The organism is Pseudomonas sp. GL_139_B (assembly GCF_057834475.1).
On sequence record NZ_CM174403.1, the window covers coordinates 5,410,814 to 5,424,151 of the forward strand.

Genomic DNA, 13,338 nt, shown 5'->3' on the forward strand with positions numbered 1-13,338 from the left:
TTCAGCAACGTCTACCGACGAGGCCTTTATGACCAGCCGCCTGAACCCCGACGACCAAAAGCATGTCGAAGAGTACCTGCACTTGTCCCAGCACCAAGTCGAGCGCCGGCCTTTCCGGCCGTGGATGCTCCTGGTGGTGGTACTGGCAGCGACCATTGGTCTGGGCCTGTTGAGCCGACTTATCAGTTACCTGACGCTATGAGCTGCCTCGCGCTCGCTCGGTTAACTGCACCGATTTCTTTTAGCCTTGCGAGATATCCCCATGACTCATCGTATTGTCATCGTTGGCGGCGGCGCCGGCGGTCTGGAGTTGGCTACCCGTCTGGGTAAGACTCTGGGCAAGCGCGGTACGGCCAATGTGATGCTGGTCGACGCGAACCTGACCCACATCTGGAAACCGCTATTGCACGAAGTGGCAGCCGGGTCGCTGAACTCTTCAGAAGACGAACTCAACTATGTTGCCCAAGCCAAATGGAACCACTTCGAGTTCCAGCTGGGGCGCATGAGCGGACTCGATCGCACGCTGAAAAAAATCCAGCTGGCCGCCACTTACGACGAAGCGGGGCTGGAACTGGTGCCTGCCCGTGAAGTGGGTTACGACTCACTGGTGATTGCCGTCGGCAGCACCACCAACGATTTCGGCACCCAAGGCGCGGCGCAACACTGCCTGTTCCTCGACACGCGCAAACAGGCCGAGCGTTTCCACCAGCAACTGCTCAACCACTATCTGCGCGCCCATGCCGGGCAAACCGACAAAGTCGAACAGATCAGTGTGGCCATCGTTGGCGCCGGCGCCACCGGGGTTGAACTGGCCGCCGAGTTGCACAACGCGGCGCACGAATTGGCCGCGTATGGCCTGGACCGGATCAAACCGGAAAACATGCACATCACCCTGATCGAAGCCGGTCCACGAGTATTGCCTGCCCTGCCGGAACGTATAGGCGGGCCTGTGCATAAAACCCTGGAGAAACTCGGAGTTAACGTCATGACCAATGCAGCGGTCAGTGAAGTGACTGCCGATAGTCTGATTACCGCCGATGGCAAAGTGATCAACGCCAGCCTGAAAGTCTGGGCCGCCGGGATTCGTGCACCGGGTTTCCTCAAGGACATCGACGGCCTGGAGACCAACCGCATCAACCAACTGCAGGTGCTGCCCACCCTGCAAACCACTCGCGACGAGAACATCTTCGCTTTCGGCGATTGCGCGGCTTGCCCGCAACCGGGAACAGATCGCAATGTGCCGCCACGTGCCCAGGCGGCGCATCAGCAAGCTTCGTTGCTGGCCAAATCGCTGAAGCTACGGATCGAAGGCAAACCGCTGCCTACGTACAAATACACCGATTACGGCTCGTTGATCTCGCTGTCGCGTTTTTCGGCGGTGGGTAACTTGATGGGCAACCTGACCGGCACTGTAATGCTGGAAGGTTGGCTGGCGCGGATGTTTTACGTGTCGCTGTACCGCATGCACCAGATGGCGCTGTATGGCGCGTTCCGTACGGCGATGCTGATGCTGGGCAGCAAAATCGGGCGTGGGACTGAGCCGCGACTCAAGCTGCACTAAATACTCGGCGCCTGTCAGGGCCTCATCGCGGGCAAGCCCGCTCCCACAGTTGATCTGTGCAGGACGCAGATCCAATGTGGGAGCGTGGCTTGCCCGCGATGCAGGCGCCTCGGTCTAACCTGCGAAAACTTCTGTGTCTCACTGTATCTCCCCCCGCGATTTAGCCCCTTCGCTTACAAACTCCCCCCTTGCGCGACACAGTAGCGATACACCACTCCCGCTAAATGACCACACCCGAGCAAGGCAGCACGCCTGCTTCGGTTGTCGCCGCACTTACGTGGCAACCCTTTATCAAGCGGTTGTGTCGTGCAACCCAGGAGAATTGAAATGTCCCGTACCACCAAAAACACTATCGGTCTGCTTGGCGCTGTTCTGGCCGGTGGCATGATGTTGACCGGCACCGTATTCGCATCGCAGCCACTGACTCAAGGCTATCTGCTGGCCTCAGCTGAACAGGTGGTGAAAACCTCTGAAGGTAAATGCGGTGAAGGTAAGTGTGGCGATGCATCGATGGCCAAGACCGACACCGATGGCGACGGCAAGGTCTCCCGTGCGGAATTCTTGAAAGTTGCACCGAAATCCAATTTCGACAAGATCGATACCAACCACGACGGCTTCATCGACGAGCAAGAAGCGTTCAATAACGTGAAAGCCAACTACGAAGCCAACGGCAAGAAAATGCCAAAAGGTTTGTTCGAGCACCTGAAAGATCAAGACGGCGCTTAAGCCTCTGGGTACCACGCCCCGCTATCTCCACCGAGAAGCGGGGTTTTTTGATTTTCACAGACAAAAAAAATCCCCATATCTTTCGATACGAGGATTTTTAATATGGTCGGGGTAAGGGGATTCGAACTCCTGACATCCTGCTCCCAAAGCAGGCGCGCTACCGGACTGCGCTATACCCCGGTAAAAAAAAGGCGACCTTTACAAGTCGCCTTCTTCGATCAGCGCTTTTGGCCTCTGATCTTAAGATTCGATTCCAGCGTTAACTGGTTTCAAAAATGGTGGGTCGTGTGGGATTCGAACCTACGACCAATTGGTTAAAAGCCAACTGCTCTACCAACTGAGCTAACGACCCAAAAATGGTCGGGGTAAGGGGATTCGAACTCCTGACATCCTGCTCCCAAAGCAGGCGCGCTACCGGACTGCGCTATACCCCGGTTTGAAATTGGCTCCGTGACCAGGACTCGAACCTGGGACCCAATGATTAACAGTCATTTGCTCTACCGACTGAGCTATCACGGAACTACATATTTCAATTTACAACGGTGAAGCTTTTTGCGTTCTCTTCGACCCGTTCGCATCGCTGCGTTCGTGTGTCTGAGGCGCGCTATTCTACAATCTTCAGAACCTCTGTCAACCCCCTAAATTGCTTTCAAGTTAATGATTTGCAACTTATTTTGGATTCCTGCTTGGGGAGCGGAAACCCTGGCGGGTGACTTACTGCGGGGCGCACTTTACAAGCCTTTTCCTTAGAGTTCAACAGCCTGGCGAAAAAAAGGCCTCGCAATGCGAGGCCTCATCAGTTTTGCTGCCTGAATGGATCAGACGAATACGATTTCGTCGTTCTCCACTACGCCCTTGGCGGTCTCGCCGGGCAGGAAACGCCCCGACAGAATCAACTGAGCCAGCGGGTTCTCGATCCAGCGCTGAATCGCTCGTTTGAGCGGACGTGCGCCGTACACCGGGTCGTAACCCACCGCGATCAGCTTATCCATGGCCTCAGGGCTCAACTCCAGTTTCAGCTCACGCTCGGTCAGGCGACTGCGCAGGCGACCCAACTGGATCTCCGTAATGCCCGCAATCTGATCCCGCGCCAATGGCTCGAAGATCACCACTTCGTCGACCCGGTTAATGAACTCCGGCCGGAAGTGGGTGGAAATTGCATCCATCACCGCCGCGCGCTGTGCCTCACGATCACCGACCAGTTCCTGGATCTGCACCGAGCCCAGGTTGGAGGTCATGACGATCACGGTGTTCTTGAAATCCACCGTGCGGCCATGACTGTCGGTCAAGCGGCCGTCTTCCAGCACTTGCAGCAAGATATTGAACACATCCGGGTGGGCCTTCTCGACCTCGTCCAGGAGGATCACCGAGTAAGGCTTGCGACGCACCGCCTCGGTCAGGTAACCGCCCTCTTCATAGCCTACATAGCCTGGCGGCGCACCAATCAGCCGGGCCACGGAATGTTTCTCCATGAACTCGGACATATCGATCCGCACCATGGCCTCTTCAGTATCAAAGAGGAACTCGGCCAATGCCTTGCACAGCTCGGTTTTACCGACACCGGTTGGGCCGAGGAACATGAACGAACCGCTCGGGCGATTCGGGTCGGACAACCCCGCCCGGGAACGCCGCACCGCGTTGGAGACCGCGATCACCGCTTCGTCTTGGCCGATCACGCGCTGGTGCAACAGGCTTTCCATCTTCATCAGTTTGTCGCGCTCGCCTTCGAGCATTTTCGACACCGGAATACCGGTCCACTTCGACACGACTTCAGCGATTTCTTCCTCAGTCACCTTACTGCGCAGCAACTGGTTCTCGCTTTTACCGTGCTGATCAACCATTTGCAGGCTGCGTTCCAGGTCCGGGATCACCCCGTATTGCAGCTCGGCCATACGGTTCAGGTCGCCTTTACGGCGCGCGGCTTCCAGTTCCTGACGGGACTGTTCGATTTTCTGCTGAATCTGCGCAGAACCCTGGACTTCGGCTTTTTCCGAATTCCAGATTTCTTCGAGGTCCGAGTACTCACGCTCAAGACGGACGATTTCTTCCTGGAGTTTTTCCAGGCGTTTGATCGCCGCCTCATCGCTTTCTTTCTTCAGTGCCTGAGATTCCACCTTCAACTGAATCAGGCGACGCTCCAGACGGTCCAACACTTCCGGCTTGGAGTCGATCTCCATCCGAATACGGCTGGCCGCTTCGTCGATCAGGTCAATGGCTTTGTCCGGCAATTGGCGATCGGTAATGTAGCGATGACTGAGCTTGGCCGCGGCGATGATGGCGCCGTCGGTGATCGCCACCTTGTGGTGAACCTCGTAACGCTCTTTGAGGCCACGCAAAATCGCGATGGTGTCTTCTTCGCTCGGCTCGTCCACCAGGACTTTCTGGAAGCGCCGTTCGAGGGCTGCGTCCTTCTCTATATATTGGCGGTACTCGTTAAGCGTGGTCGCGCCGACGCAATGCAGTTCACCGCGCGCCAGCGCAGGTTTGAGCATATTGCCCGCATCCATCGAGCCTTCGCCTTTACCGGCGCCGACCATGGTGTGCAGTTCGTCGATGAACAGAATGATCTGCCCTTCCTGCTTCGACAGCTCGTTGAGCAGCGATTTCAGGCGTTCTTCAAACTCACCGCGATACTTCGCACCGGCAATCAGCGCCCCCATGTCGAGGGACAACAAGCGCTTGCCTTTCAGGCCATCCGGCACTTCGCCATTGATGATGCGTTGGGCCAGACCTTCGGCGATGGCGGTTTTACCCACGCCAGGCTCACCGATCAGCACCGGGTTGTTCTTGGTACGGCGTTGCAGGACCTGAATGGTCCGGCGAATTTCATCGTCACGGCCGATTACCGGATCGAGCTTGCCTTCTTCGGCACGCTTGGTCAGGTCGACGGTGTATTTATCCAGCGCCTGGCGCGACTCCTCGTGGTTGGCGTCGTTGACCGCTTCGCCGCCACGCAGGTTATTGATCGCGTTTTCCAGGGCTTTCTTGCTCACGCCCTGCCCCAACAACAACTTGCCGAGCTTGCTGTTTTCGTCCATGGCGGCGAGCAACACCAGCTCGCTGGAGATGAATTGGTCGCCCTTCTGTTGGGCAAGACGATCAGCCTGATTCAGCAGACGCGCCAAGTCCTGCGACATGTTCACGTCGCCGGTCGGGTTCTGGATTTTCGGCAGTTGATCGAGCTCTTTGGTCAGCTCTTTACGCAGGCTGTTGACGTCGAAACCGACCTGCATCAGCAGGGGTTTGACCGAGCCGCCCTGCTGTTCGAGCATGGCCTGCATCAAGTGCGCCGGTTCGATACCGGGATGGTCGAGGCCGACAGCCAGGGATTGGGCGTCGGATAGTGCTAACTGCAATTTGCTGGTTAAACGATCTATACGCATGGGTCACCTTCCTTTTGAGCAGGCCGGACCTATAAAACATCCTGAATGAAGAAACCTGCCAGATACCGTTATAGATGCGGTCGATTCTGGGAGTTTCAAGCATCGTGACGTTGATGCAGATCAGAGAAGTCTAGCGTTTGTGCCCGGTCTCACGAATACGTTCCTCTTTTGACGAGTGGCTGTTGTCGTCAGGCAAGGCGCCGCGACGAGTCATAGCCCGCTATGGCGAGGAGCGGCAACGCAGCATGGCGGCAACAGACACCGTCAAAAAGGAACAGTATTCGTGAGACAGGGCACTACAGCCAGATAAGAGAGGCAAACCGGCCGGTGCGTGGACTGCGGCGGTAAGAAAAGAAGCGAGGATCGGTCACGGTACAAAAACCGCCGCCATAAACAGCAGTGACACCGCGAGCCGCCAGACGCAAACGCGCCAGCTCATAGATGTCGGCCATGAACTTGCCAGCATTGGCGCTCGGCACAAAGGCTTTCGCGGCTTCAGGCAATTGCTCAACGAAGGTTTCGCGCACTTCCGGGCCGACTTCAAAGGCGTTGGGGCCAATGGCCGGGCCGAGCCAGACCAGCACGTCTGCAGGCGGCACGTCCAGACTGTCGAGCGTCGCTTCCAGCACACCTGCCGCCAACCCGCGCCAACCGGCATGGGCTGCCGCAACGCGAGTGCCAGCACGGTCGCAGAACAGCGCTGGCAAACAGTCCGCTGTCATCGCCGCGCAGGCAATACCGGGCGTGTCTGTCCAACTGGCGTCAGCAGTGGCTACCAGGCCTGGGTTCGCATGGGCCACGGCGATGCCGTGAACCTGTTGCAGCCAGGCCGGTTGAATAGAGAAATGATCCGTGAGGCGACGGCGATTTTCGGCCACAGCTTCGGGGCTGTCGTCGACATGATCGCCGAGGTTGAGGCTGTCGAACGGCGCCAGACTGACGCCGCCCGCACGGGTGGTCACACAGGCTTTCACCCCGGCAGGCGCAGGCCAGTCGGGAATCAGCCAGTCACTCATCCGATGAACGCCTCACGGTCTTGCTTGAGCAGGGTCAGCAACCAGACGAAATCGTCCGGCAACGGTGATTCCCAGCTCATGCGTTTACCGGTGGTCGGGTGATCCAGCTCCAGGAACCGCGCATGCAGGGCCTGACGCGGGAACGCCTTCAACGATTCGACCATGGTCACACTGGCTGCCGGAGGGATACGGAAGCGACCGCCGTAGGCAGGGTCTCCGACCAACGGATAGTTGATGTGAGCCATGTGCACACGAATCTGGTGCGTACGACCGGTTTCCAGCTTCACCCGCACGTGAGTGTGGGAGCGGAAACGCTCGAGCACGCGGTAGTGGCTGACGGCTTGCTTGCCACCTTCCATCACCGCCATGCGCTGGCGTTGCTGGCCGTGACGACCGATGGGCGCGTTGATCTTGCCACCCGCCGTCACCACACCGATCACGATGCACTCGTAGATCCGGCTTACGCTGCGGCTCTGCAATTGCGTGACAAGCTGTGTCTGCGCCTGAATGGTCTTGGCCACCACCATCAAACCGGTGGTGTCCTTGTCCAGGCGATGCACGATACCGGCGCGGGGGACATTAATAATGTCCGGCACGTGGTGCAGCAAGGCGTTGAGCAAGGTGCCATCAGCGTGGCCAGCAGCCGGATGCACCACCAGGCCCGCAGGTTTGTTGATCACCAGGATGTCGTCATCTTCATAGACAATGTCTAGCTCGATGTCTTGAGCGATCCATTCGCCCTGAGCTTCCTGCTCGGCAGTCAGTTCAAGAATGGCGCCACCGTGAACGATGTCTCGCGGGCGGATAACCGCCCCATCCACAGTCAGGCGGCCGTCTTTGATCCAGGCGGAAAGGCGCGAGCGCGAGTGCTCAGCGAATAATTGTGCGGCGACTTGATCGAGGCGTTGGCCGCCCAATTCGGACGGCACCTCTGCGCGAAGTTCAATTTTATCGGACATGCTCAGACTAGGCGTCGGCACAGCCTTTGGTTTCGGCTGCGCGCTTGTGGTTAAATACGGCGTCTTTTGCCCCGAGGCTATACAACGGGGCGCTCATCATAACAGGACGGCCCCGCCCAAGACAGCGGCCGTCATAGGGACGCAAGCCGCCATGCAAGTGAAACACCTGCTGCTGATCGCCATCCTCGCATTGACCGCTGCTTGCTCATCGAAGGAAGTCGTAGACGAAAACCTTAGCGAAGTCGAGCTGTACCAGCAGGCTCAACAAGATTTGGACAAGAGTAGCTACACCAGCGCCATTACCAAGCTGAAGGCTCTGGAATCGCGTTATCCGTTCGGTCGCTACGCTGATCAGGCTCAACTGGAGCTCATCTACGCGAACTACAAAAACACCGAGCCAGAAGCTGCCAAGTCGGCCGCCGAGCGTTTCATTCGCCTGCACCCGCAGCACCCGAACGTGGATTACGCCTACTATATGAAAGGTCTGACGTCCTTTGATCAGGACGTTGGCCTGTTGGCGCGTTTCCTGCCACTGGACATGACCAAGCGCGATCCGGGTGCCGCTCGCGACTCTTTCAACGAGTTCGCCCAACTGACCAGCCGCTTCCCGAATAGCCGCTACTCGCCGGACGCCAAGCAGCGCATGATTTACCTGCGCAACTTGCTGGCAGCCTACGAGATTCATGTTGGCAACTATTACCTGACCCGTCAGGCCTATGTCGCCGCCGCGAACCGTGGCCGTTACGTGGTGGAAAACTTCCAGGATACCCCGTCCGTCGGTGACGGTCTGGCGATCATGACTGAAGCCTATCAGCGTATGCATCTGGACGAACTGGCGGCCACCAGCCTCGAAACCCTGAAGCTCAACTACCCGAAACACCCAAGCCTGGAAGACGGTCAGTTCAAGCCTTCGGTCGCCGAAGCTGACAACCGTTCGTGGTTGAGCAAGGCCACACTGGGCCTGATCGAGTCCCGTCCGCCACTGCCGCCGGGCGAAACCCGCGCCAACCAAGACGTGCAGAGACAGTTCCAGGATGCCAAGGACGCGATTCCGAGCGAACTGAAGCCTAAAGATGGAAATGACGACGCGATCGAAGAAGAGCAACACAACTCCGAAGGCAACAACAGTGACCGCTCGTGGTTCAGCTACATGACCTTTGGGGTGTTCGACTGACACCTGCGGTTGTACAAAAAGGAGCCTTGCGAGGCTCCTTTTTTGTGGGTGTGATGATTACGCTGTGCGCTCGGCATGACCTTGGCTAAACTGCTGGATCACTCGTCATAAAGCAGCTCACCATGGTTGGTAAATTGTTCTGGATCGCCCTGATTGTTGTGGCGGTATGGTTCTGGCTGAAATCCAAGAGACAGGCAGCCGCGCCGAAATCTCCTGCCGAGCTGGAGGCTGCTCCGATGGTCCGCTGCGCCCATTGCGGCGTGCACCTGCCCCGCGACCGCGCGCTAAGCCTTCAACAACAGTGGTATTGCAGCCAGGCTCACCTGGAGCAAGGCCCGGGCCCTAGTGGTCGCTGAGACGTCCAGTCCCGGCGACAAACAGGCGCAGCGACTGCTGCGCCTTTATCACCTCTACCGCTTAAGCGTCGGCATCACTCTGGTGGTGTTGATGACCAGCAACCTCGACAACGGGTTGCTGGCGTTCGCCAATGGCGACCTGCTGCGCAGTGGCAGCTGGTTGTACCTGGTGCTGAATATTCTGCTGGTGGTGTTTCCGGGAAACACCCGACGGCCGGCACAGCTGTTCAGCCTGGCGCTGGTCGACGTCTTGCTGCTCTGCGGTTTGTTTTACGCCGCTGGCGGAGTGGCCAGTGGCATCGGCAATCTGTTGATCGTGTCGGTGACCATCAGCAATACTCTGCTGCGTGGACGTATCGGCCTGTCAGTCGCCGCAGTCGGCGCACTGGGCATCGTCGGTTTGAATTGGCTACTGAGCTACAGCCACCCGGCCAGCCCCAACGATTACCTGCAAGTCGGCACGCTCGGCGCGCTCTATTTTGCCGTGGCATTGCTGGTGCAAGGCCTGACAAGACGCCTGGAAGTCAGCGAACACCTCGCCGAACGGCGGGCCAGCGAAGTGGTGGGGCTCGAAACACTCAACGCGCTGATCCTGCAACGCATGCGCACGGGCATTCTGGTGCTCGACGAACACCGTCGGGTGCAACTGGCCAATCACAGTGCATTGACTTTCCTGGGGCACAAAGCCCTCAGCGGACAGCTGATCGATGATTCTTCGCCAACGCTGGTCGAACGTCTTCAGCTGTGGCTCAACAATCCGACCCTTCGCCCGCAAAGCCTGAAAATCCCCGGCAGCGGCCTGGAGCTGCAACCCGGTTTCATTGCCCTGGACCAAAGCCCTAATCACCAGACCCTGGTTTTTCTCGAAGACCTCGCTGAGGTCGCACAACAGGCTCAACAACTAAAACTCGCCGCCCTCGGTCAACTGACGGCGGGTATTGCCCATGAAATCCGCAATCCATTGGGCACCATCAGTCATGCCGCGCAATTGCTGCGCGAATCAGAGGAACTCAAGGGGGCAGATCGGCGTCTGACCCAGATTATTCAAGACCACTCTGAGCGAATGAATCGGGTTATCGAAAACGTCCTGCAACTGTCCCGCCGCCAGCAAACCGTACCGCAACGGCTCGATCTGAAGCCATGGCTGGAAAAGTTCGTCGCCGAAACCCGTGAGGGCGCGACCGAGGCTCAGCGCATTCACCTGCACATAGGCTCAGGCGACTTCAGCACCTTGATGGACCCGAACCAGCTCAACCAAATTCTGGACAATTTGTTGCGCAATGCGTGGCGCCATAGCGCCCTGAATCACGACGTGGCCCAAGTCTGGCTCGAGTTGTTTGTCGATGCCGAGACCCAGTTACCGATGCTCGAAGTCGTGGACAACGGCCCCGGCGTGGCACCGGACCAGCAAGTGCATTTGTTCGAACCGTTTTTTACCACCAGTAGCCAAGGCACGGGCCTTGGCCTTTATATGTCCCGTGAGCTGTGCGAAAGCAATCAGGCACGCCTAGACTTCCAACCACGCCAAGGCGGCGGCTGCTTTCGCATTACTTTTGCCCACGGACGGAAACAAAGTTGAACATGAGCCCACGGCCCAAAGTCCTGATCGTCGACGACGAACCGGATATCCGCGAACTCCTGGAAATCACCCTGGGACGGATGAAACTCGATACCTTCAGTGTCCGCAACCTGGGCGATGCCCAAGCCTTGTTGGCCCGGGAAACCTTCGATCTGTGCCTGACCGACATGCGCCTGCCCGACGGCACCGGCCTTGAGTTGGTGCTGCACATCCAACAGCGTTACTCGCAGGTGCCGGTGGCGATGATCACCGCCTACGGCAGCCTCGAAACTGCGATCAACGCACTCAAGGCCGGCGCCTTCGACTTCCTGACCAAACCGGTCGACCTCACTCGGCTGCGAGAACTGATCACCAGCGCCCTGCGCTTGTCTGCGCCAGGCGAAGCCAACACAGCCATTGATCGCAGGCTACTGGGCAATTCCCTGCCCATGCGCAGCCTGCGCAAACACATCGACAAACTCGCGCGCAGCCAGGCCCCGGTATACATCAGCGGCGAATCCGGTAGTGGCAAAGAATTGGTCGCCAGACTGATCCATGAGCAAGGACCGCGAGCCCATCAACCCTTCGTCCCGGTCAACTGTGGGGCGATTCCGTCAGAGCTGATGGAAAGCGAGTTCTTCGGGCATCGCAAAGGCAGTTTCAGTGGCGCCATTGAAGACAAACCCGGACTGTTCCAGGCCGCCCATGGTGGCACGCTATTCCTCGATGAAGTCGCGGATTTGCCTTTGGCCATGCAGGTCAAACTGCTGCGCGCGATTCAGGAAAAAACGGTTCGCTGGGTCGGCGAACAACAGGAAACTGTGGTCGATGTACGCATCCTTTGCGCCACCCACAAAGACCTCGATGCCGAAGTCTCTGCCGAACGATTTCGCCAGGATTTGTACTACCGGCTCAACGTAATCGAACTGCGGGTTCCCTCCTTGCGCGAACGCCGTGACGACATCGAACCACTGGCCAGCCATGTGCTCAAGCGCTTGGCAGCCGGCAGCGGGCAACCCGCCGCAACGCTCCACCCACTCGCCCTGAATGCGCTGAAAAATTACCGTTTTCCGGGGAATGTTCGGGAACTGGAGAACGTGCTTGAACGGGCTCATACCTTGTGCGAGAACAAGCAGATCGAATCCAGCGACCTACGCCTGGCCGAAGGAAATTGCACCGCAGAGACCGGCGTGCCTGACCTGACGCAGATCGACAACCTGGAAAATTATCTGGAAAACGTCGAACGCAAACTCCTCCTCCAGGCGCTGGAGGAAACCCGCTGGAACCGCACGGCGGCGGCTCAGCGGTTGAATCTTTCGTTCAGGTCGATGCGTTACCGGCTGAAGAAACTGGGTCTGGATTGAGGGCCCCATCGTCGGAACGCCGCCCGGAGCCGGCTCGCTCCTACAGGGAATTTGTGTCATTCACAGATCAACTGTGGGAGCGAGCCTGCTCGCGATAGCTATCTGCCCAACGACACATAACCAGCGGTCAAATTCGCCCGATCGGTGCATACGGTGCAGGATCAATTATCGGCACCCTGCCCAGCATCACATCCGCAAACAACTGACACGACGCCGGCGCCAGCACCAGCCCATTGCGGTAATGCCCGCAATTGAGCCAAAGCCCTTTAAACCCTGGCACCTGACCGATGTAAGGAATGCCTTCCGGCGAGCCCGGCCGCAACCCGGCCCAATGCCCAACCACTTCGGCATCCACCAATGCCGGAATCAACTCCACCGCCGATGCCTTCAGGCTTTCCAGCGCCGAATCGGTCGGCGTCTTGTCGTAGCCTTCATGTTCCAGCGTACTGCCGATCAGAATGTGCCCGTCGCGCCGAGGAATCGCATATCGCCCCTTGGCCAGCACCATGCTCGGCAAAAAATCTGCCGCGCACTTATACAGAATCATTTGCCCTTTTACCGGTTCGACCGGCAGTTCCAGCCCCAGGCTTTTCAGTAAATCACCGCTCCAGGCGCCGGCGGTCAGCACCACTTGATCACCAGCAATGGCACCCGTCGCGGTCTGCACGCCAACGACCCGATCGCCTTCACGAATAAACCCGCTGACTTCGCACTGCTCGTGAATTGTCACATTCGGCAACCCCAGCAAGGCCGCTTTCAGCGACTTCACCAGCCGTGGATTGCGCACATTGGCCACATCGGCCATGTACACCGCTCGCGAAAAATCCGCGCCCAGCACCGGCACCGCATCGTGTGCCGCCGAGATATCCACAGCCCGTAGCGGACGGTTCTCGCGCTCGGCCCAGGCCAGCGCCTCAGCCTCGTCATCCAGATCCAGCCAGTACAGACCGGTAGTGTGAACTTCAGGGTCAACCCCGGTCGCGGCGAACAGTCGCTCACCGAGTTGCGGATAAAAATCCTGGGACCAATGCGCCAACGCTGTGACTGCCGGGCTGTAGCGCCACGGGTACAGCGGCGAAACAATCCCGCCCCCTGCCCATGACGACTCCTGCCCGACGTTCGAACGATCCAGCAGCACAACGCTGTGCACTTCGGACGCGAGATTGAACGCCGTCAGCAGCCCAATCACGCCGCCGCCGACAATCACCACTTGCTGTTGCCTGATCATGTTCAGATCCAAC

At 58.3% G+C, this 13,338-nt stretch carries 11 protein-coding genes and 4 tRNA genes; 7 read left to right on the plus strand and 8 right to left on the minus strand.

Translation table 11 applies throughout. From position 1 onward, the window contains the following. The first annotated feature begins 28 nt into the window (after window positions 1–28). The 3 genes from AC3ISI_RS24730 (at window position 29) to AC3ISI_RS24740 (ending at window position 2,287) form a co-directional block, all read left to right on the plus strand. A complete protein-coding gene (locus tag AC3ISI_RS24730) occupies window positions 29–202 on the plus strand; it encodes a DUF3094 domain-containing protein (RefSeq protein ID WP_489334216.1) in 174 nt (57 codons plus the stop codon). A gap of 60 nt (window positions 203–262) precedes the next feature. Next, a complete protein-coding gene (locus tag AC3ISI_RS24735) occupies window positions 263–1,561 on the plus strand; it encodes an NAD(P)/FAD-dependent oxidoreductase (RefSeq protein ID WP_489334217.1) in 1,299 nt (432 codons plus the stop codon). Window positions 1,562–1,888: 327 nt separating this feature from the next. Then, window positions 1,889–2,287 carry an HvfA family oxazolone/thioamide-modified RiPP metallophore gene (locus AC3ISI_RS24740; protein WP_489334218.1) on the plus strand — a complete coding sequence of 133 codons (399 nt, stop codon included), beginning with the start codon at window positions 1,889–1,891 and terminating at the stop codon, window positions 2,285–2,287. Between the two features lie 103 nt (window positions 2,288–2,390). On the opposite strand, the gene AC3ISI_RS24745 is transcribed toward AC3ISI_RS24740, so the two are convergent. From AC3ISI_RS24745 to rluD, 7 genes are all read right to left on the minus strand, one after another. Further along, a tRNA-Pro gene (locus tag AC3ISI_RS24745) sits at window positions 2,391–2,467 on the minus strand. A 96-nt stretch (window positions 2,468–2,563) separates the two neighbouring features. Further along, a tRNA-Lys gene (locus tag AC3ISI_RS24750) sits at window positions 2,564–2,639 on the minus strand. A gap of 5 nt (window positions 2,640–2,644) precedes the next feature. Next, window positions 2,645–2,721: transfer RNA gene (locus AC3ISI_RS24755), tRNA-Pro, on the minus strand. 9 nt (window positions 2,722–2,730) lie between these two features. Continuing rightward, window positions 2,731–2,806, minus strand: a tRNA-Asn gene (locus AC3ISI_RS24760). A gap of 299 nt (window positions 2,807–3,105) precedes the next feature. Next, window positions 3,106–5,670 carry an ATP-dependent chaperone ClpB gene (clpB, locus tag AC3ISI_RS24765; RefSeq protein ID WP_489334219.1) on the minus strand — a complete coding sequence of 855 codons (2,565 nt, stop codon included), beginning with the start codon at window positions 5,668–5,670 and terminating at the stop codon, window positions 3,106–3,108. A 296-nt stretch (window positions 5,671–5,966) separates the two neighbouring features. Beyond that, the gene (gene pgeF, locus AC3ISI_RS24770; protein ID WP_489334220.1) at window positions 5,967–6,686 is read right to left on the minus strand and encodes a peptidoglycan editing factor PgeF; all 720 of its coding nucleotides are present in this window, start codon (window positions 6,684–6,686) and stop codon (window positions 5,967–5,969) included. Continuing rightward, window positions 6,683–7,645: a 23S rRNA pseudouridine(1911/1915/1917) synthase RluD gene (gene rluD, locus AC3ISI_RS24775; protein WP_007942311.1), complete on the minus strand. Its 963-nt coding sequence runs from the start codon at window positions 7,643–7,645 to the stop codon at window positions 6,683–6,685. Before rluD ends, pgeF begins: the two co-directional genes overlap by 4 nt. A 151-nt stretch (window positions 7,646–7,796) precedes the next feature. Between rluD and AC3ISI_RS24780 the strand changes: the two genes are divergently transcribed. The 4 genes from AC3ISI_RS24780 (at window position 7,797) to AC3ISI_RS24795 (ending at window position 12,097) form a co-directional block, all read left to right on the plus strand. Further along, window positions 7,797–8,819, plus strand: coding sequence for an outer membrane protein assembly factor BamD (locus AC3ISI_RS24780; RefSeq protein ID WP_489334221.1), 1,023 nt, complete (start codon window positions 7,797–7,799; stop codon window positions 8,817–8,819). A 122-nt stretch (window positions 8,820–8,941) separates the two neighbouring features. Continuing rightward, window positions 8,942–9,175 (plus strand): PP0621 family protein, encoded by a 234-nt coding sequence (locus AC3ISI_RS24785; RefSeq protein WP_489334222.1) that lies wholly within the window; start codon window positions 8,942–8,944, stop codon window positions 9,173–9,175. Beyond that, complete coding sequence (locus AC3ISI_RS24790; RefSeq protein ID WP_489334224.1) at window positions 9,165–10,754, plus strand: sensor histidine kinase; 1,590 nt, start codon at window positions 9,165–9,167, stop codon at window positions 10,752–10,754. The genes AC3ISI_RS24785 and AC3ISI_RS24790 overlap by 11 nt, the downstream gene beginning before the upstream one ends. 2 nt (window positions 10,755–10,756) lie before the next feature. Further along, entirely contained in the window at window positions 10,757–12,097 is a 1,341-nt protein-coding gene (locus tag AC3ISI_RS24795; protein WP_489334225.1) for a sigma-54-dependent transcriptional regulator, read from the plus strand. Window positions 12,098–12,224: 127 nt separating this feature from the next. Here the strand turns inward: AC3ISI_RS24795 and thiO are convergent, their stop codons facing one another. Continuing rightward, window positions 12,225–13,325: a glycine oxidase ThiO gene (gene thiO, locus AC3ISI_RS24800; protein ID WP_489334226.1), complete on the minus strand. Its 1,101-nt coding sequence runs from the start codon at window positions 13,323–13,325 to the stop codon at window positions 12,225–12,227. Window positions 13,326–13,338 lie beyond the last annotated feature (13 nt).